Origin of the sequence: Halotalea alkalilenta, from assembly GCF_001648175.1 — a bacterium.
GTDB classification, from domain to species: domain Bacteria; phylum Pseudomonadota; class Gammaproteobacteria; order Pseudomonadales; family Halomonadaceae; genus Halotalea; species Halotalea alkalilenta_A.
This window is the reverse complement of the sequence record NZ_CP015243.1, coordinates 1,270,751-1,290,524: the sequence shown is the minus strand read 5'-3', so window position 1 is coordinate 1,290,524 and position 19,774 is coordinate 1,270,751. Positions and strand designations below refer to the sequence as shown.

16 protein-coding genes are annotated in these 19,774 nt (G+C 64.9%); 8 read left to right on the top strand and 8 right to left on the bottom strand.

What is annotated here, in order from left to right:
- Window positions 1-151 precede the first annotated feature (151 nt).
- Complete coding sequence (locus A5892_RS05675) at window positions 152-808, top strand: DUF2076 domain-containing protein (RefSeq protein ID WP_064121975.1); 657 nt, start codon at window positions 152-154, stop codon at window positions 806-808.
- Window positions 809-923: 115 nt separating this feature from the next.
- On the opposite strand, the gene A5892_RS05670 is transcribed toward A5892_RS05675, so the two are convergent.
- Window positions 924-2,606 carry an MFS transporter gene (locus A5892_RS05670; RefSeq protein ID WP_064121974.1) on the bottom strand — a complete coding sequence of 561 codons (1,683 nt, stop codon included), beginning with the start codon at window positions 2,604-2,606 and terminating at the stop codon, window positions 924-926.
- Between the two features lie 221 nt (window positions 2,607-2,827).
- Here A5892_RS05670 and A5892_RS05665 point away from each other — a divergent pair, with 221 nt between their 5' ends.
- Window positions 2,828-3,670, top strand: coding sequence for a DUF481 domain-containing protein (locus A5892_RS05665; protein WP_190295659.1), 843 nt, complete (start codon window positions 2,828-2,830; stop codon window positions 3,668-3,670).
- On the opposite strand, the gene A5892_RS05660 is transcribed toward A5892_RS05665, so the two are convergent.
- From A5892_RS05660 to A5892_RS05640, 5 genes are all read right to left on the bottom strand, one after another.
- Entirely contained in the window at window positions 3,667-4,278 is a 612-nt protein-coding gene (locus tag A5892_RS05660; RefSeq protein ID WP_064121973.1) for an NAD(P)-dependent oxidoreductase, read from the bottom strand. The two genes, A5892_RS05665 and A5892_RS05660, sit on opposite strands and share 4 nt — an antisense overlap.
- Before the next feature lie 356 nt (window positions 4,279-4,634).
- The gene (locus tag A5892_RS05655) at window positions 4,635-5,105 is read right to left on the bottom strand and encodes a universal stress protein (protein WP_064121972.1); all 471 of its coding nucleotides are present in this window, start codon (window positions 5,103-5,105) and stop codon (window positions 4,635-4,637) included.
- A 105-nt stretch (window positions 5,106-5,210) separates the two neighbouring features.
- On the bottom strand, window positions 5,211-6,617 hold the full coding sequence (locus A5892_RS05650; RefSeq protein WP_064121971.1) for an aminotransferase: 1,407 nt from the start codon (window positions 6,615-6,617) through the stop codon (window positions 5,211-5,213).
- Window positions 6,617-8,128, bottom strand: coding sequence for an NAD-dependent succinate-semialdehyde dehydrogenase (locus tag A5892_RS05645; protein WP_064121970.1), 1,512 nt, complete (start codon window positions 8,126-8,128; stop codon window positions 6,617-6,619). Before A5892_RS05645 ends, A5892_RS05650 begins: the two co-directional genes overlap by 1 nt.
- A 218-nt stretch (window positions 8,129-8,346) precedes the next feature.
- Complete coding sequence (locus A5892_RS05640) at window positions 8,347-9,756, bottom strand: amino acid permease (protein ID WP_064121969.1); 1,410 nt, start codon at window positions 9,754-9,756, stop codon at window positions 8,347-8,349.
- 338 nt (window positions 9,757-10,094) lie between these two features.
- Here A5892_RS05640 and A5892_RS05635 point away from each other — a divergent pair, with 338 nt between their 5' ends.
- From A5892_RS05635 to A5892_RS05625, 3 genes are all read left to right on the top strand, one after another.
- Window positions 10,095-11,117, top strand: a complete 1,023-nt coding sequence (locus A5892_RS05635; protein WP_064121968.1) for a branched-chain amino acid aminotransferase — start codon at window positions 10,095-10,097, stop codon at window positions 11,115-11,117.
- Window positions 11,118-11,205: 88 nt separating this feature from the next.
- Entirely contained in the window at window positions 11,206-11,523 is a 318-nt protein-coding gene (locus A5892_RS05630) for a hypothetical protein (protein ID WP_064121967.1), read from the top strand.
- A gap of 350 nt (window positions 11,524-11,873) precedes the next feature.
- Window positions 11,874-13,214, top strand: a complete 1,341-nt coding sequence (locus A5892_RS05625) for an OmpP1/FadL family transporter (RefSeq protein WP_064121966.1) — start codon at window positions 11,874-11,876, stop codon at window positions 13,212-13,214.
- A 94-nt stretch (window positions 13,215-13,308) separates the two neighbouring features.
- Here the strand turns inward: A5892_RS05625 and A5892_RS05620 are convergent, their stop codons facing one another.
- Window positions 13,309-13,983 (bottom strand): gamma-glutamylcyclotransferase, encoded by a 675-nt coding sequence (locus A5892_RS05620; RefSeq protein ID WP_082890283.1) that lies wholly within the window; start codon window positions 13,981-13,983, stop codon window positions 13,309-13,311.
- Window positions 13,984-14,280: 297 nt separating this feature from the next.
- Here A5892_RS05620 and ahpC point away from each other — a divergent pair, with 297 nt between their 5' ends.
- The 3 genes from ahpC (at window position 14,281) to A5892_RS05605 (ending at window position 17,628) form a co-directional block, all read left to right on the top strand.
- Window positions 14,281-14,844, top strand: coding sequence for an alkyl hydroperoxide reductase subunit C (gene ahpC / locus A5892_RS05615; protein WP_064121965.1), 564 nt, complete (start codon window positions 14,281-14,283; stop codon window positions 14,842-14,844).
- A gap of 93 nt (window positions 14,845-14,937) precedes the next feature.
- On the top strand, window positions 14,938-16,503 hold the full coding sequence (ahpF, locus tag A5892_RS05610) for an alkyl hydroperoxide reductase subunit F (protein ID WP_064121964.1): 1,566 nt from the start codon (window positions 14,938-14,940) through the stop codon (window positions 16,501-16,503).
- A gap of 192 nt (window positions 16,504-16,695) precedes the next feature.
- A complete protein-coding gene (locus A5892_RS05605; RefSeq protein ID WP_064121963.1) occupies window positions 16,696-17,628 on the top strand; it encodes a 2-hydroxyacid dehydrogenase in 933 nt (310 codons plus the stop codon).
- Window positions 17,629-18,007: 379 nt separating this feature from the next.
- Here the strand turns inward: A5892_RS05605 and ggt are convergent, their stop codons facing one another.
- Window positions 18,008-19,729 carry a gamma-glutamyltransferase gene (gene ggt, locus A5892_RS05600; protein ID WP_150123494.1) on the bottom strand — a complete coding sequence of 574 codons (1,722 nt, stop codon included), beginning with the start codon at window positions 19,727-19,729 and terminating at the stop codon, window positions 18,008-18,010.
- Between the last annotated feature and the right edge of the window lie 45 nt (window positions 19,730-19,774).

The window sequence follows — 19,774 nt, the reverse complement described above, 5'->3', positions numbered from 1 at the left end:
GGGCAGTGCGCGATCCAAGCATGGTGTCGACATACACTGCCGCGCCGCGCGTTCGACCGACGCGCGGCGAGGGTATGAAGACGGCCGAGTCGTCGGCGACCCGGCACTACTCAATGCATTTCGAGTCCAGCACATTTCGAGGTAGCGACCCATGTCTTCAGCGGACGAGCAACGCCTGATCAACGGTCTCTTCGACCGCATCAAGCAGGCCGAACAGCAGACCGGCGAACGTGACGCCGAAGCCGCGCGGCTGATCAAGGAGCGCCTCGACGCCCAGCCGGCGGCGCCCTACTACATGGCGCAGACGATCATCATCCAGGAGTCCGCGCTCGAGCGCCTCAACGAGCGCGTCGAGACGCTGGAGAAATCGCTCGAACAAGCCAAGAGCGAACGTTCCAGCGGTGGCTTTCTCGCTGGCCTGTTCGGCGGCGCAGCCCCCCAGCGCAACGCAGCGCAGGCTGCGCCGAGCCCAAGGGCGCAGCGCGGCAGCGCACAGCCGCAGCCGGGCTGGGGCGCCAACAACGCCCAGCCACAGCCCCAGGGTGGCGGCAGGAGCTTCCTCTCCGGCGCGCTACAGACCGCGGCCGGGGTGGCCGGCGGTGTGGTGCTGGGCAACATGCTGATGAACATGTTCAGCGGCCACAGCGGCGAAGAGATCGTCAACGAAGGCGCCAGCAACCTCGATACCGCGGCGCAGGATGCAAGCTTTGACCAGGGTGCCGATCAGGGCTACGACGACGGCATGCAGGACGCAGGCTACGATGATGGCGGTGGCTTCGACGACTTCAACGACGACGAATTCATCTGATCATCGCCTCAGACCGAAGCCATTGTCGCTCGCGGGGCGGCGCATCGCCGCCTCGCCCAATCGACGTCCGGCGGCGCTACGCGCGCTTCTCCTCCACCGCGGGACGCTCCTCTGCCTACGCCACTTGTGCTTCTCCCGCGCTTGATCGAGGCGCGGAGCGGTAGCTCACGCCGTGGCGAACTCTCGGCGGCGCCTCTCCCGCATGCAGGGTCATCACCGCATCGATGACCACCTTGTCGCTGATCGTCATGCGATCGAGCATCCTCAAGTGCTGCAGCCAGTTGCGCACCAGAAACACCTCCTGCCACAGCTCATGCTCCTCGACGTCGCGATAGAGCGACCAGCGCTCCGCGCCGTTGCGCATCCTGAGCTTGCGCAGCGCCCGGGCGGCGCGCACGAAATCCCGCGTGCGCTCCGCGGGGATGCGATATTCGATCGATACCTGCACCGACCCCCGCTGAGGGTCGAAGGTGAAGCTGGGTCCCGCCATTCTCGGCAGGGGCACCTGCGCGGTTCCCCGTGAATCGAGCTCGGGCAGGCGCGAGGGCAGGAAGATCGCCGCCGAGAGCAGCAGCAGGATGCCAGCGGCGAGCAGTGCGCCATGCACTCCCATCGTCTCGGCGAGGTGCCCCCAGAGAAACGACCCCAGCGCCAGCCCGCTGTAGAGCGCGGTCTGGTAGAGCGCCAGCGCCCGAGCCTTGACCCAGTCCGGCACCAGCAGCTGCACCGAGGTGTTGTAGGTTGCAAGCGCCGCGATCCAACAGCTGCCGATCACTACCAGGGCGGGGAATAGCAGCCAGAGCGTGTCGGACACGCCGATCAGTACCAGCATCAGCGCAAGCGTCGCCGCTGCTGCACTGATCAAGCGACTGCTGCCGAGCAGCTGTCGCACCCGGCCTACCTGGGTGCTGCCGAAGATCGCGCCGAGCCCCAGCGCGCCCAGCATCAACCCATAGAGCGAGGCGCTGCCGCGCGGATTCTGGTGGGCGACCAGCGGCAGCAGTGCCCAGACCGAACTGGCCGAGAGACCGAAGGCGAACGAGCGCGCCATCACCAGTCGTGTGACGCTCGAGTACTGGGTGAAGTGCAGCGCCGCGACCACGCCCTCGTAGAGCCGCTCGGGCGGCAGCCGCCGCTCGGGCAGCGCGCGCCGCCAGCGCCAGATCGCCCAGATCAGGGTGACGTAGCAGAAGCAGTTGAACAAAAACACCCAGGCGGGACCGACCAGGCTGAGCAGCAAGCCCCCGAGCGCCGGCCCCAGCGCGCGGGCGACGTTGTAGTTGACGCTGTTGAGCAGCACGGCGCTGCCGACCATCCGCTTGGGTACCTGCTCGTTGACCGCCGCCTGCCAGGCCGGGATGGTGATCGCCGCGCCCAGCGAGATCCAAAGGATCGACATGATCAGAAGGATCGGGTCGAGATAGCCGAGGAACGCACAAGCGGTGACGAACACCCCGCCGCTGATCTCGAAGCCCAGGCCCACCAGCATGATCCGCCGACGGTCGTAGTTGTCGGCGACCACCCCGGAGACGATCGAAAGAATCACCAGCGGCAGGGAGGCGGCAACCTGTATCATCGCCACCATCAGCGGGCTTGCCTGCGCCGAGGTGACTACCCAGGCGGCGGCCACCGACTGGGCCCAGACACCGAGGTTGGCGAACAGATAAGCGATCCAGATCGCTCGGTAGGCAGGTACTCGAAGCGGCGCCAATGCGCCCTCGTCGCGCTTGCTCTGCTCGGGTTCGGCCCGCTGGGATTCGAGAGGGAGATCGTTCTGGGGTGAAACGGGCTGCAACATGAAGAGCCTCGGCGGAGAGCGGTTCGTTCATCTCGACGCCTGCGATGCGGCGCTCCACCACTCTAGGCGCTCCAGGCGTCCCACGGCCAGCGCAATTCATGCATCGGCGACGCTCGAACCGCCAACCGATAGTACGCTTGCAGCCACCTTGCACTTGAGCCTTAAGCGCGAACCACATACCGTTGCAGCTGTTACAACCATCATCATCGAAGGACTCTCAAGTGAGCCCCCATCTATTTCGCACCGTCCCACTGCTATTCGGCGCCGTCTTCGCGGCGGCCAGCGCTCCGGCACTGGCCGACATCGCCGACTTCGACGTGCTCGACGATCCGGCCTCCGCCGAGCAGCCCTTCATCGGCAAAGTGGAGCTGGGCTATACCGGACACACCGGCAATAGCGACTCCTCCAGCCTCAACGCCGCTACCACCATGACCTGGTTCAGCGAACCCTGGTCCTACAGCCTCTGGGCCTCGGCCAACAGCGCCTCCTCCGGCGACGAAACCACCGCGGAGCGCTATGCGCTGGGCGGCCGCAGCCGCTATAACCTGTCGGCGCAGAACTACTTGTTCAGCCAGCTGAGCTGGCAGAGCAATCGCTTCGCAGGCTACCAGAACCGCTACACCCTGGCCGGTGGCTATGGCCGGCAAGTGCTCATCGGCCCGCCGCACTCTTTCTCCTATGAGTTCGGCCCGGGGCTTCGCCACGATGATCTCAAGGAAGATGGCACCGAAACCCGGATGATCGGCTATGGTGCGATCAACTACGGCTATCAGTTCTCCGATACCGCGCGCTTCACCCAGGGCGTCGCGACCGAGATCGCCGGCAACAACACCACTACCACCGCGGAATCGGCGCTCAGCGTCTCGATGAATGCCAACTTCACCCTGCGCGTCGCCTACAGCGTCGAACATAACGACTCCCCCCCGAGGGCACCGACCACAAGACCGATACCACCACCACGGTCTCGCTGGTCTACGGCCTTTGAACCCGCTCGTATGAACCTGAAGCGGCGGCCGGTGGCCGCCGCTTTCGGTTGGAGAGGGGGAAAGTGCAGGAGAAGCTAGTAGCCAACGGTGAAGCGGCGCCGCGAATGCGCCGGCCGTTCGAGCTCATCGACCAGGGCGACGGCGAGATCTTCATAGCTGACCCAACTGCGCCCTTGCTCATCGACCAGCAGATGGTCTTCCCCTAGCCGGAAGTGCTCGGTCCGCTCGCCGATCACCAGCTCCGCCGAGGGCGAAAGGAAGGTCCAATCGAGCCCGCTGGTCTGCTGCAACCGGGCGAGGAAGCGCGCGCCGCCCTGCGCCTCGTCACGATAGGCAGCGGGGAAGTCCGGGTCATCCAGCAATCGCCTGTCCTGCCCATCGAGCAGCGTCGCCGCCCCGCCCACCAGCAAAAGCCGCGGCACCTCGGCACGCTCGACAGCGGCAATCACCGCATCGGGGTCCACCGAGGAGAAGCGCGCCGCGTGGATCACCGCATCGTGACCCGCGAGCAGCGCCGCAAGCCCTTCGGCATCGTTGGCGTCGCCACGCACCAGAGTGAGCCATTGATGCGATGGCGACGACTGGGGAGAGCGCGCTATCCCGGTGACTTGGTGCCCTCTGGCGAGGAGCTCGGTGGCGAGCCTCGATCCCGCGTTACCGCTGATACCGATCACTGCGACTTTCATGGCGTTGCTCCCTTCGAGAAAACTCGATCGTCAAACCGATCAACGAGCGGCGGCACGCCCTGGCCCCTGGTCACGAACGAAGATGCGGCCGAAGTTCAGGCCGATGCCGCCAGGATAAGAACGAGTCCTCATCCTAGCCTCGAAGAGAGCAAGGAAAAGCCGCGTAACGGTGGCGACATCGTTGCATCGATCGAGCGAATCGGCTCGAATCGATGCGTCCTGCGCATCGGCACGCCGAGGCGGGAGCCGAAGAGGCACTCGACCGCCCCCGGAGGCGACTCCCGGCGACGGTCGATTCTCCGCCCGCAATGACCCAAAGCTCAGCTTCACCTGCACCCTCAGGTCGATCGCACGCCTCAACCCCGAGAGGTGAGCACCGGCACCGGCGAATGGCGCACCACCCGCTCAGCGGTCGAGCCCGCGAGGGCACGCAGTACGCCGCTGCGCCCGTGGGTCCCCATCACGATCATATCGGCGCCTATCCGCTCGGCCTCGGCGATGATCGCCTCGAACGGCACCCTGGCCTCCACTACCTTGCGCTCGATCTCGAGCGGGTCACCGAACGCGGGATCCTCGAAGTAGCGTTCGACGAATCTCCCCAGTTCGTGTTCCGCCTGGGTGCGCAGCTCCTCGTCGAGCCGACGCTGGTCGACCCCGGCGGCGATCATCGGCGTCTGCCAATAGACCGAGGTCTCGAGCAAAGTGAGCACGTGCACGACATGGAGCTTGGCTCCGGTGAGACGGGCAAGCGTATTGGCGATCTCGGTGGCGTGGGCCGCACCGGTGGAGAAATCGGTCGCGAACAGCAGGGTGTCGAGCTTTTTCATCGTCGCCTCCCAACAGGGGTGGAGCGGGTGACACCGCGTCACCCTTCTGGCTTATCGATAGCACGCATCACCGTTCGCTACGAGCGGACTTAACGTCGCACGACTTTAGTCCAAGACCACGCCTTCTCTGATCAATTCATCCCGCACCCGGTCAACCGCGCGCCCTGCCCGCTCGACCAGGTCGTCGACCTCCTCCGCGGTGATGATCAAAGGAGGAGCGAAACCAAGGATGTCACCATGCGGCATCGCTCGGGCGATCAATCCCTGCTCGAGCGCTGCGGCGCCGACCCGTGCGCCGATCCTGAGCGCGGGATCGAACTGCCTGCGCTCGCGCGGTCGCGGCGAGAATTCGAGCGCGGCCAGAAGGCCGATGCCGCGTACGTCGCCGACCAGCGGATGCCCGCCGAAACGCCCGGCCAGCCGGGCCTGGAGATGGGCACCGACCCGGGCAGCGTTGGCGGTCAGCCCCTCGCGCTGGATGATCTCCAGATTCGCCAGCGCGGCGACGGCGCCGAGCGGGTGCCCCGAATAGGTGTAGCCGTGCCCGATCGGGCCGAACTCACCGGTGCCCTGCTCCAGCACCTTCCAGACCCGCTCGCCGACCATTACTCCGGAAAGCGGCAGGTAGGCGCTGGTGAGCCCTTTGGCGACGGTGATCAGGTCGGGTTTCATCGCGTAGTACTGGGAGCCGAAGTCGACACCGAGCCGGCCGAAGCCGCACACCACTTCATCGGCGATCAAAAGCACTTGGTAGCGGTCCAGCACCGCGCGGATCTCCTCCCAATAGCCCTGCGGCGGCGGCACGATGCCGCCGGTGCCGAGCACCGGCTCAGCGATGAATGCCCCGACCGTGCCCGGCCCTTCGCGCAGGATCAGGGCTTCGAGGCTCTCGGCGCACTGGCGCGAGAACTCCCGCTCGCTCTGCTCACCGCGGTCGCGGCGATAGTAGTAAGGTGCGTCGGTGTGGAGAATGCCCGCGATCGGCAGGTCGAAGTGGTCATGGAAGCTCGGCAAGCCGGTCAGCGAACCGGCGGCGATGGTCGAGCCGTGGTAGCCGCGCGTGCGCGAAATGATCTTCTTCTTGTCGGTGCCGAGCACGTTGGCGTAGTAGCGCACCAGCTTGATCTGGGTCTCATTGGCGTCGCTGCCGGAGAGCCCGTAGTAGATCTTCGACATCCCCTGCCCGGCGAGGCCGAGTACCTTCTCGGAGAGCTCGACCAGCGGCTCGTTGGTGTGGCCGACATAAGTGTGGTAGTAGGCGAGCTGGCGCCCCTGGGCGGCGATCGCCTCGATGATCTCCTCACGCCCATAGCCTACGTTGACGCAGTAGAGCCCGGCGAAGCCATCGATCAGCTCATGGCCGTCGCGGTCGCGCAGGCGAATGCCCCGACCGCCGCTGATCACCCTCCCTGGCGCCCTGCCCTGGGCGTAGTCGCGCAGGTGGGTGGAGGCATGGAAGACGAAGGCGCGGTCGCGCTCGATCAACGATTGGGTCGAGTCGTTCTCTCTCATCACAGGTCTCCGGTCGAATCACGATTCGCGGCTGATTGGCACGTACCGGGCGGATCGCTGATGCAGACGTACTTGGTCGCCAGGTACTCCTCAAGCCCCGCGCGGCCGCCCTCGCGGCCGAGCCCGGACTGCTTGACGCCACCGAACGGCACCGGGGGTCCGGTCATCTTCACCGAGTTGACGCTGACCATGCCGAAGCGCAGACCGCGCACCAGCCGCCGCACGCAAGCGAGGTCACGACCATAGACGTAAGCGGCGAGGCCATATTCGGTGTCGTTGGCATCGCGCAGGAGCGTCTCCTCGTCGTCGTAGGCGCACACCGCCGCGACCGGGTTGAAGCTCTCCTCACGGAACACCCGCATCGCAGGCGTGACGTCGGCGAGCAGTGCGGGGACAAAGAAATTGGGCCCTGGCGCGCGGGTCTGATCACTGCCGTAGAGCCGCGCCCCGCGCGCCACCGCGTCCTCGACCAGCGCCTCGGCCTGCTCCACCGCGCGGCGGTGGATCAACGGGCCGAGCTCGACTTGATCGAAGCCATTACCCAGCTTGAGCTTCAGCATCCGCTCGACGAAACGCTCGATGAACGGCTCGTAGATCGAGCGGTGGACGAAGATCCGGTTGGCCGCCAGGCAGTCCTGCCCTGAGGTCTGGAACTTGGCCGCGATCGCCGCCTCGGCGGCGAGATCCGGATCGATGTCGGCGCAGACGATGAATGGCGCATTGCCGCCGAGCTCCAGCGATACCCGCTTGACGCTGTCGGCGCACTGAGCGAGCAGCAGACGCCCCACCCGAGTGGAGCCGGTGAACGACAGCGCCATCACCCGAGGGTCGCTGCACAGCCGCCCAGCCACCATCGGGGCATCGCCCGTGACCACGTTGAACGTACCGGACGGCAGTTCGGCGCGCTCCGCCAGCTCAGCCAGGGCGAGGGCGATGAAAGGCGTCTCGTTGGCGGGCTTGACCACTACGGTGCAGCCGGCGGCCAGCGCGGCCGCGGCCTTGCGGGTGATCATCGCCAGCGGAAAGTTCCACGGCGTGATCAGAGCGGCGACGCCGACCGGCTCCTTGACCGTACCGAGCGAGGCGCCGGGGATATGGCTGGGGATCGTCTCGCCGTAGGCACGCCGGCCCTCCTCGGCGAACCACTTGACGAAGCTCGCGGCGTAGTCGATCTCGCCCCGGGCATCGTTCAACGGCTTGCCCTGCTCCAGGGTGATCAACCGGGCGAGGTCCTCACGGTGCTCGAGGATCAAGCGGTGCCACCGTTCGAGCAGCTCGGTGCGCCGCTCGATGCCGAGCTCACACCAGGTAGCGAAGGCGCGATCGGCGGCGGCGATCGCCGCGTCCACTTGCGATGCCGAGAGCATCGGCACGTGCCCCAGCACCTCTAGCGTCGCGGGGTTGGTAACCGCCAGGTCGCGCTGGGCGCCCTCGCCATAGACCCATTTGCCATCCAGGTAGGCGAGCTGGCGAAACAGGCAAGGGTCGAGGAGTCCGGGAACGGCAGGCATGGCGACATCTCCGCTGGCCCGCGGCTGGGCGCGGGCGGTGATCGATGTCTCAAGGCTACCCGTCGAGTCCCTACGAGGTTTTCCGAAACCCGGCCATCCTGCTTGGCGTTTTTTTCGTCCTGCCTGGGGAGGGATGGGATTTTTTCTGCCCTGCACGGGCCCCTGCGTGCGGAATCAGCGCCAGACGCAGGAACCAGGCCGGTCGAGAACCGCTTCGCTCAGCGGTTCTCGACCCCGACACGATGGCTGTTGGATGCGCGCTCGAGACGCTCGCGCCGCCCTGAGTTGATCAACCCAGCGGCCAGTACCAGGGCGCCGACCGCCGCGGTCATCACCGCCTCGGCGCGAAACGCCGGCGCCCAGGCCATGTAGCCGAGCACCAGCACGAGCGCGGCAACGGTCAGATAGCTCAAGCCGGGGAACAGCCACATCCGAAGTTCGGGCCGTTCGCCCTTGGCCTCGAGGGTGCGGCGCAGGCGAATCTGTGACACCGAGATCACCAGATACACCAGCAGCGCCACCGCGCCGGTGGTCGCCAAGAGGGTATCGAACACTTGGCCGGGAAACAGGAAGTTGGCAAGGCAAGCAAGTATGCCGATCAGCGTGGAGGTGAGTACCGCCACCCTGGGCACGCCCTGGAGCGAGAGCCGGGTGACCGCCGACGGTGCGTCGCCGCGCCGGCCAAGCGAGAACAGCATCCTCGAGGCGGTGTAGAGCCCCGAATTCATGCAGCTGGTCACCGCGACCAGCACCACCAGGTCGACGATCAGCTTGGCTGCGGGTATCTCGAGCACCTCGAGCGCACGCTGGAAGGTGCCGACCTCGACCAGGCGCGGGTCGTTCCAATCGACCAGGGAAACCACCAGGAAGATCGACAGCAGATAGAAGATCGCGATGCGCCACACCACCAGGTTGGTCGCACGAGTGATCTGGCGCTGCGGATCCCGCGACTCGGCCGCAGCGATGGTGACGATCTCGGCGCCGAAGAAAGAAAACGCGGTGATCAACACACCGCCGACGATCGCACCCATACCGTTGGGCGCGAAGCCGCCGTTGGAGACCAGCCGTTCGACGCCGCCGACCTCGGGCACCGGCAGCAGGCCGAACACCGCGGCGAGTCCCAGCGCGATGAAGGCGATGATCGCCACTACCTTGACCAGGGCGAACCAGAACTCGAACTCACCGAATCCCTTGACGCTGAGCAGGTTGGTCAAGGTCAGTACCACGACGATCGCAAGCGATACCAGCCAGACCGGCAGCGAAGGCAGCCAGCTATTGATGATCGCGCCGCCCGCGATCGCCTCCACGGGAATCACCAGTACCCAGAACCACCAATAGAGCCAGCCGATGGTGAAGCCCGCCCATTTGCCGATCGCGCGATCGGCGTAGGTCGAGAACGAACCGGAGTCAGGCTGGGCGACCGCCATCTCACCGAGCATCCGCATGACCAGCAGCACCAGCAGGCCGGTGAAGGCATAGGAGATCAGCACGGCGGGGCCGGCCGTGGCGATCGCCTTGGCGGAACCGATGAAAAGCCCGGCACCGATGATTCCAGCGATCGAAATCATCGTCACTTGACGGGTCTTGAGCTGTCCCTGCAGCTCGGTTGGTCGAACGGTTGAAGACATGGAACCTCGCACTGCGTTGTGATTGGACTCATGCGATCCGGCATCGCCGGCGACGAACGAGGGGTGCTTTTAACCCTGGCTGAATAAAAACGTGACTTGGCCCTTGGGTAAAGAGCCATTTATCCAATACACAGAGAGCCAATCGATCTCTCCATACGCATGGATGAAGCAACCCCCTGGCGCTATGATGGAGGCACCGATAACGCCCACCACGCTAGGCGGGTTGCCTTCCCGGCAGCCAGCACGGAAACGGCAGACGACTTCCGTTTCGCTGCGCCAGCGCTCCACGCCAGAGGAGGAGGTAAGGCGCTTCGCCATTCACTCATCAGGGATTCTCAATGAGCAGTGCAGATATCGATTGGAAAACGCTCGGCTTCGACTACATCAAGACCGATCTCCGCTACATCTCCCACTGGAAGGACGGTGACTGGGACGAGGGCCAGCTGACCGAGGACAACAAACTCCATATCAGCGAAGGCTCGACCGCGCTGCACTACGGCCAGCAGTGCTTCGAAGGGCTCAAGGCCTATCGCTGCAAGGACGGCTCGATCAACCTGTTCCGCCCCGACCAGAATGCAGCGCGCATGCGTCGCAGCTGCGCTCGCCTGCTGATGCCGGCGGTCTCGACCGAAAAGTTCATCGATGCCTGCAAGCAGGTGGTGCGTGCCAACGAAAAGTTCATCCCGCCCTACGGCACCGGCGGCGCACTCTACCTGCGCCCTTTTTTGATCGGTGTCGGTGACAACATCGGCGTCCATTCCGCACCGGAGTTCATCTTCTCGGTATTCGCCACGCCGGTCGGCGCCTACTTCAAAGGCGGCATGAAACCGACCAACTTCATCGTCTCCGACTACGATCGCGCAGCGCCCAACGGCACCGGCGCGGCCAAGGTCGGTGGCAACTACGCCGCCAGCCTGCTGCCCGGCCTGGATGCCAAGAACCGCGAGTTCGGCGACTGCATCTACCTCGATCCAGAGACCCATACCAAGATCGAGGAGGTGGGCTCGGCCAACTTCTTCGCGATCACCGAGGAGGGCCACTTCATCACCCCGAAATCGCCCTCGATCCTGCCGAGCATCACCAAGTACTCGCTGCTCGAGCTGGCGAAGGAGCGCCTGGGTCTTGAAGTCGAGGAAGGCGATGTCTTCATCGATAAGCTCGATGGCTACAAGGAGGCCGGCGCTTGCGGTACCGCGGCGGTGATCACGCCGATCGGCGGGATCCAGAACGGCAATGACTTCCATGTCTTCTACAGCGAGACCGAGGTCGGCCCGGTGACCAAGCGGCTCTACGAAGAACTGGTCGGTATCCAGTACGGCGATCGCGAAGCGCCCGCGGGCTGGATCGTCAAGGTCGATTGATCCGCCTTCCCATCGCCTCGTCCCCGTCGCGCCATGCGACGGGGACGTCGTTCGATCCTCCCGAATACCGAAAGCGACGAGTTCCCCCATGAGCATTACCTGGCTTTCCATCCTCGCGGTCGCCGCTGCCGTCGTGATGCTGGTGCTGATCCGCCTGATCCGCTCACGCTCCCGGTCGGGCCCAGCGCACACCGCTGACAAAGGGATCGCGGTCGGCAAGCGGCTACGCTGCACCACCCGGCCCCGCGACCGGGCGATCGGCGTATTCATCAACGGCAGCTTCTATCGCGCACGCATCATTGATCTGCGCCAGCCCACGCTCGAACATGGCGAGGAAGTCGCCTTCGTGCGATTCGAAAACAGCGCGGCCCTGGTCGAGCGAATCGCCGAGCCGACGGATCACTGAACTAGCCTCGACGTCGCTTCCGCTGCGCCGGGTGCAGGCTGCATGCCACTGCCCTTGGTCAAGCTCGAGCTCCAGGGTGCGCCCCGTCCAATTGACACTCTCCTACTTTCAGCGAATTGCGCGATGCACCCGTCGCCAACGCTCACCTTTCCCTTCGTTATTAAAACGTCTTAATACTTCCGTATCTTCGACCAATGAAAATAAAATCGAGGGTTTAAAACAAACGTTTTAACTTGACCAATACACTCCCTACCGAGCAAATAAAGAGGAGGAAAAAGACGCTCTACGAGCGAGCCTTCAAGGCCGCTTTCACGCGTCATTGGATAGGATTTGCTCAAGGGATGAGGCTCATGAACACACGATCGAAAAGCATCGTCGCCACCTTTACCGTCCTGGCAGCGGGAGGACTTCCGGCTGCGGCGCTGGCCGGTGGATGGCAGCTCAACGAGCAAAGCGTCAGCGCCCAGGGGGCCGGCTTCGCAGGGCGCAGCTCGAACGTACAGGATGCGTCCATCGTCCATGGCAACCCGGCGGGGATCTCGTTTCTCGATCGTGCACAGCTGTCGGTCGGTGGTACCTATCTCGACGTCAAGACCAAGGTACGAGATTCGAACGGATACCTGAGCAGCCCGCTGGCGCCAAACCAGCGAATTCCCACCGACGGCACCTCGAGTGGCGATATGGTACCGGGCACTTTGGTGCCTTTTGGCTTCTTCGCCATGCCACTCGATGAACGATGGGGCTTCGGCTTTGGTGTCTACTCCCCCTTCGGCGCGGTCACCGACTATGGCCACGATTTCCAAGGTCGATATTTCGGCGACTACACTTCGGTCAGAGTGATCACCGCGCAACCGACGATTTCGTATAAATTCAATGATCGGTTCTCGGTGGGCCTGGGGATTACCTACAACCGGGTCGACGGTGAGCTGCGTAGCTTCACTCCAGACATTTCAGCACTGGCCACAGGATCGGGCCGCGGTGAGGGACGGGTCAACGTCAGGGGAGACGACGAAGCCTGGGGTTACAACCTCGGCATGATGTACCGGCCGAGCGACGCCACCACCTTGGGCCTGGCCTATCGCTCCAAGGTTTCCTATCACCTGGATGGGCGGGTCCACTACACCAACGTCGCCGGCCAAGGCACGCCCTCCGCCGATAATCCATTGGCGGTCGGTACTACCCGTCGCGGCGGCAGTCTCGCGCTGACCACTCCTGAAACCATCGACCTGTCGGTGACCCACAAAATCGACGATCGCTGGACGGTGATGGCAGGCGCGGCCTGGGTGCGCTGGAGCCAGTTCAGGGAGATCCACGTGCGCCCGGAGGGCTCGGCGGCGCTGTTCGAACAGCAGGACTACAACAACGCCTGGCAGTTCGCCCTCGGCGGTTCCTACCAGCTCGCCCCGCAATGGGTGCTGCGTGCAGGACTCTCCTATGACAGGACGCCGACCCAGGACCGCCATCGCAGCGTGCGCATTCCCACCGACGACAGGTACATCGCCTCGATCGGCGCGGGCTGGACGCCGACCCCGGACTTGACCCTCGACTTCGCCTACTCCTATCTCCAGGAGATCTCCTCCGATGTCGACCAGCAGCGCAGCTATGGCGGCGGACTGGTCGACGCGAACTACTCGGCCCGGTATCGGAACAAGGCTCATGGCTTCGGCGCGCAGCTGAGCTATCGGTTCTAATCATCGGTTCCAGTCATCGCTGCTGACTCACCTCCCATCGACGAAGCGCCCCGGCACCTTGCGGTACCGGGGCGGTCCGTTTCAGGGCTGGGTTTCAGCGCGCGCAGCGAGCGAAGGTGGCTTCCAGGCGGTGGTCCGGCATCGCCCGGGCTCGCAGAGCGGTCAGCGTGTTGGCGAGGTAGTCGCGGCTGCTGCCGCAGTGGCCGCGGGCATGATCGAACACCTGGCGAATCACCGTATCGGGCTGTTGGCCTGCGTAGTTGGGCCGCTCACGCTCGAGGACGAAACCGAGCGCCTCGATCCTGCGCCCGTCGGCGAGCCTGCAGCCGAGCCAGGCCGGCCGGTAGGAGTCATCCGGCATTTCCCGCCGCCAAAGCGCCATCAGTTGGGACTCGAGCCCTTCGCTCGGCAGCCTGTAGGCGACGCCCAGGCAGCTGCCACCGCGATCGAGACCCAACACCAGCCCGGGGTGCTCGGGGGTACCGCGATGGATGCGCGACCACAGGTTGAGACCTCGGTGATAGCCATGGACGCGGGCGCGCTGACGCTCGAGCGCTGGTCCCTCGGGACGCCAGATCAGCGAGCCATAGGCGAACAGCCAGATCTCGCCTTCGCGACGCTGCCTGAGGGTGGCGGTGATGGAGGCTGCCAGCTCGACATCGTCATAGCGCCTGGAGGCGGCGAGCCTCGGCGGGTAGCAGGGCATCGAAGCCGCACGCACCAGGGAGGTGGTGGCGAAAGCAGGGGAAGAACCGGAGGCTTCGATCATGGACGACCCTTGAACGGCAAGGCGACTGGGATGAGTCATCCTACGATCTCGCCAAACTGCGAAAAAGAAATTTAAAAACATTTTTTTATTCGAAAAAGGAATTTATCTGCACTGCGGCTTGCTCTCGCAGGGTTGAACCGACATTCTTCCGGCGCCATTCAACGATGGATCGGCACCGCGCCCTTGGCTCGATTCCGATAGCGCTTGGCAATTTCAGTCATGCGCTCAATCAATTGTTTCGATATCCGGCTTTCCCCTAAAGTCGTAACTCCCACTTACCAGCAGGAGCTCGTGTCCATGTCGCTTCTCAATACCGAAATCAAGCCCTTCAGCGCCACCGCCTATCATCAGGGCGAATTCGTTCCGGTCTCCGAAGAGACCCTCAAAGGCAAGTGGTCAGTCGTGTTCTTCTATCCGGCCGACTTCACCTTCGTCTGCCCGACCGAGCTGGGCGACGTGGCCGATATCTACGACGAGTTCACCAAACTGGGCGTCGAGATCTACAGCGTTTCCACCGACACCCACTTCACTCACAAAGCCTGGCACGACACTTCCGAAACCATCAGCAAGCTGCAGTTCCCGATGATCGGCGACCCGACCGGGCGCATCTCGCACAACTTCGACGTGCTGATCGAGGAAGACGGCCTGGCCGAGCGTGGCACCTTCCTGATCGATCCGGAAGGCAAGATCAAGCTGGTCGAGATCAGCGACGGCGGCGTCGGCCGCGATGCCAGCGAACTGCTGCGCAAGGTCAAGGCTGCCCAGTACGTTGCCGCCCACCCCGGCGAAGTCTGCCCGGCCAAGTGGAAAGAAGGCGAAGCGACCCTGTCGCCCTCGCTGGACCTCGTCGGCAAGATCTGACCCAGGCCGCATGAATACAGCGCCCGCGCGTGCACTTTGCCGCGGGCGTTTTCATTGCACACAACTTCCGTTTTCGACAAAGGCAACGTCACCATGCTGGACGCCAATCTAAAAACTCAATTGAAGGGCTACCTGGAGCGGGTCACTCGTCCAATCGAGATCGTCGCGTCCCTGGATGACGGCGACAAGTCGCGTGAACTCTCCACCCTGCTCAGGGACATCGAGAGCCTCTCCGACAAGGTCAGCCTGCGCGAGGACGGCACCGACGCACGTCGGCCCTCTTTCTCCCTCGGCACCCCGGGCAAGCAGATCGACCTGCGCTTCGCCGGCCTGCCGATGGGCCACGAATTCACTTCGCTGGTGCTGGCGCTGCTGCACGTCGGCGGCCATCCCTCCAAGGCCAGCGAAGAGCTGATCGAACAGATCCAGTCGATCGAAGGCGAATACGTCTTCGAAACCTACATCTCGCTCTCCTGCCAGAACTGCCCCGACGTGGTCCAGGCGCTCAACCTGATGGCAGTGCTCAACCCGAACATCCGCCACACCATGATCGACGGCGCGCTGTTCCAGGATGAGGTGGAGAAGCGCCAGATCATGGCGGTGCCGACCGTGTTCCTCAACGGCGAGAACTTCGGCCAGGGCCGGATGACCGTCGAGGAGATCGTCGGCCGCCTCGATACTGGCGCCGCGGCCCGCGAGGCCGAGAAGCTCAATGCCAAGCAAGCCTATGACGTACTGGTGGTCGGCGGCGGTCCCGCTGGCGCGGCGGCGGCGATCTACGCCGCACGCAAGGGAATTCGCACCGGCGTCGCCGCCGAGCGCTTCGGCGGCCAGGTGCTCGACACCCTGGCGATCGAGAATTTCATTTCGGTCAAGGAGACCGAAGGACCGAAGCTCGCCGCCGCGCTCGAGGAGCACGTCAAGCAGTACGACGTCGAGATCATGAACCTGCAGACCGCCGAGAAGCTGATCACCGCGAAGGAGCAAGGCGGCCTGCACGAAGTGCTGTTCGCCAACGGTGCCTCGCTCAAGGCCAAGACGCTGATCGTCGCCACCGGTGCACGCTGGCGCAAGATGAACGTGCCCGGCGAGCTCGAGTACGCCAACAAGGGCGTCGCCTACTGCCCGCACTGCGATGGCCCGCTGTTCAAGGGCAAGCCGGTCGCGGTGATCGGCGGCGGCAACTCGGGAGTCGAGGCGGCGATCGATCTCGCCGGCATCGTCTCCCACGTCACTCTGATCGAGTTCGACACCGCGCTTCGCGCCGATGCGGTGCTCCAGCGCAAGTTGATGAGCCTGCCCAACGTCACCGTGCTGACCAACGCCCTGACCACCGAAGTGGTCGGTGATGGCAACAAGGTCAGCGGGCTGGTCTACAAGGACCGCGCGAGCGGAGAAGAGCGCACCGTCGAGCTGGCGGGGATCTTCGTCCAGATCGGCCTGGTGCCCAATACCGACTGGCTCAAGGGTTCTATCGAGCTCAGCGGCCGCGGTGAGGTGATCATCGACGAGCGCGGTCAGACCTCGTCTCCTGGGGTATTCGCCGCCGGCGACGTTACCACCGTGCCCTACAAGCAGATCGTGATCGCGATGGGTGAAGGCGCCAAGGCGTCGCTCTCCGCCTTCGACCACCTGATCCGGATCACCGCACCGGCCTGAGCCGAGCGAAGATGATCGAAGGGCCCGCTGCCTTTGGCGCGGGCCCTTTTTCGTCTGCGCGAGCTGCGTCTTCGCGCATCGTGCCAAACCGGCGGGATCTTTCGCGTTGACCGCCGACGGCAATCGCGGACACTGTATCCATAGGCCTTGCGCGCAGCGAGGCCCTGCCAAAAGCCGCCAAGAGGAACCCGCATGAGCATCGTCATTTCCGTGCCCGTCAGGGAAAAGACCGAATGGTGGTGCCAGGCGCTGCGGGAATTGATGCCAGAGTGGGACATCCACCCGATCGAGGACTGCCCCGATCCGCGCGCCGTCGAATACTGCGTCGTCTGGCGACCCGAGACCGGCTGCATGAAGCCGTTCGTCAATCTCAAGGCGATCGTCTCGCTCGGGGCGGGGATAGACCATGTCCTCGCGGACGCGGAGCTGCCGGAGGGAGTTCCGATCATCCGCACCGTAGGCACCGACCTGACCCAGCGAATGAAGGAGTACGTGGTCCTGCACGCGCTGCGTCACCACCGGGCACTGCCCGAGATACAGGCCGCGCAGCAGCGACACCAATGGCACCCGGTGATCGTGCCCCCCGCCACCTCGCGCAGGGTCGGGGTCATGGGCCTGGGCAACCTGGGCGCCGTCGCAGCCCAGGCGCTTGCCACCCTCGGCTTCCAGACCGTCGGCTGGTCGCGCAGCCCCAAGGAGATTGCCGGCGTCACCACCTATGCGGGAAGCGAAGGCTTCGATGCCTTTCTCGCCGGGACCGAGATTCTCGTCTGCCTCCTTCCGCTGACCGAAGCGACCCGAGGCATTCTCAATGCCGAGACGTTCAGCCGGCTCGCTCCTAAAGGCGCGGTGATCAACGCCGCGCGCGGCGCCCACCTGGTGGATGACGACCTTCTCACCGCGCTGGATGACGGCCAGCTCGCCGGCGCCACGCTCGACGTTTTCCATCTCGAACCGCTGCCGGCGGAGCATCCGTTCTGGGATCATCCAAAGATCACCGTCACCCCGCACATCGCCTCGCAGATCGACGCCCCCACCGGCAGCCGGATCGTCGCCGCCAACATCCGCGCCTTCGCCAAGACCGGTACCGTTGCCGATATCGCAGACGCAGCGCGGGGCTACTGAGCACTCGACAGAGCGAGGAACGAGCCGCCCCATCTCCGCTCGTGGTGAGCGACCGAGGACCCTTCGACTCGCGGTACTCGCTCAGGACGCTCGGAAACATCTCGAGTCGAACCACGGCCTTGCCGCCGCCGCTCGATCCCTCGACTGGCGCCCCCATTGCCGAGCTGACGCTCGATCTTGCCGCGTATGGGCGCCGCTCGGGACGAACGGGTAGGGTTAGCGCCGAGCCTGGGCCAAGCCCGCTCGTGGTGAGCGACCGAGGACCCTTCGACTTGCGGTACTCGCTCAGGACGCTCGGAAACATCTCGAGTCGAACCACGGCCTTGCCGCCAATGCTCGGGACGAACGCGCTTATTGGCTCGTTCGTATCGATACCGCCCTAGGGCTTGGTGTCTTCCGCTCCGGTTGCCGGTGCGCGGTCCGGCCAGAACCGTACGCCGGGGCGGGCGAGCCCGCCGCCCAGTGCTGTGACGGTACCGTCGGCACGCCAGCAGGCGGCGCCGGTCATGCCGCCATCCTGATCGAAGGCGATCGCGTTCATCCCGCCGCCGATGTGCGGCATCACCTTCACCCGGTGCCCACGAAGCTCGAGCGCGCTCTTGGCGCTGCGGTAGCCGCTTTCGATCTCGACCTCCTGCCCTTGCGTCCAGATTCGCGGCGCCTCGACCGCTTGCTGCAGGCTCATGCCGTGGTCGACCAAGTTGACGATCGCCTGGAAGGCGGAAGGAAAGATCCGCAGGCCTCCGGGCAGGCCAAGGGCGAAGACCACGCGTCCCTCCTTCAGCACCATCATCGGCGCCATCGACGTGGGCACCCGTTTGCCGGGCACCACCGAAAGCGCCTTACCTGGATGGGGGTCGAAGTTGCTCATGTAGTTGTTGGGGATGATGCCAGTGCCGGGCACGATGAAGCGGGCGCCGAAGAGCCCGTTGATCGTATGGGTGGCTGAAACGACATTGCCATCGCGATCGGCCACGGTGATGTGGGTGGTATCACGGCTCTCCCTGAGCGGGTCCGGGCCGCCGACGCTGCCTCCGGCCTGCCGGATCAGCGCACGGCAGCGCGCGGCATGGTCTTTCGAGATCAGTCTTTCGACCGGCACGTCGACGAAGGCGGGATCGCCGCTATGCGCCCGGCGATCGGCGAAGGCGATGCGGATGATCTCGGCCAGCAGGTGCAGGCTCTCGGGCGTGCCGAACCCCATCTCGCCCACATCGAAAGCCTCGATCATGTTCAGCATCTGCGTGACGTGGACGCCCGATGAGGCCGGTGGCGGTGGACCGACGATCTCGAAGCCGCGGTAGCTGCCGACGATCGGCGCCCGCTCGATCGCCCGATAGTCACGCAGGTCCTTAAGCGTCACCCAGCCGGCGTCGGGCCCTCCGGTGGCGATTCGCTCGGCCAGCGCCGCGCCGAGCTCGCCACCGTGCAGCGCCGCCGCGCCCTGTCTTGCGATCAACCGCAGGCTCTCGGCGTAGTCGCCCTGAACCAGCCTTTCGCCCGGCGCTGGCGCCCGGCCTCCGGGCAGCAGCACGGCGGCCATCGCAGGATCGAGGCAAAGCTCTACCGCCGCCTCCCCGATCGCACCGGATAGATAGTGGGTCACCGCGAAGCCGCGCGAGGCCAGGCGGATCGCCGGCTCGACCACATCACACCAGGGCAGCCGGCCGAAACGCGCCTGCATATCGCACCATCCAGCGAGATTTCCCGGTACCGCCACCGACGAGGCGCCGATCGCATTGCGCCTGTCCTTGGCCTCCATGTAGTCAGGAGGCGTCTCCGATAGCGGCGTATAGATTTCCGGGGTCATGCTCTTCGCCGCACAGGACAGCGCATCGATGACCAAATGGCGGCCGTCGGCCAACCGCAGATGCGATATCCCACCTCCAGCGATGCCGACCATCATCGGCTCCACCACGGTCAGCGCGAGCAGCGCGGCCACCGCCGCGTCGATGGCGTTGCCGCCTGACGCGAGTATTTCCGACCCCGCCGCCGAGCCCAACGGGTGGTTGGTCACGACGACCCCACCGGCGCCGGAGGCAGGGCGTTTCTCGCAGTCGAAGGGAAAGGGCGTGGCCATGGAGGGGTGGCGCGGGTCCATCGTTGAGGCTCCTCGGCAAGGGCGATTCCAGCCAGATCGAAGGTA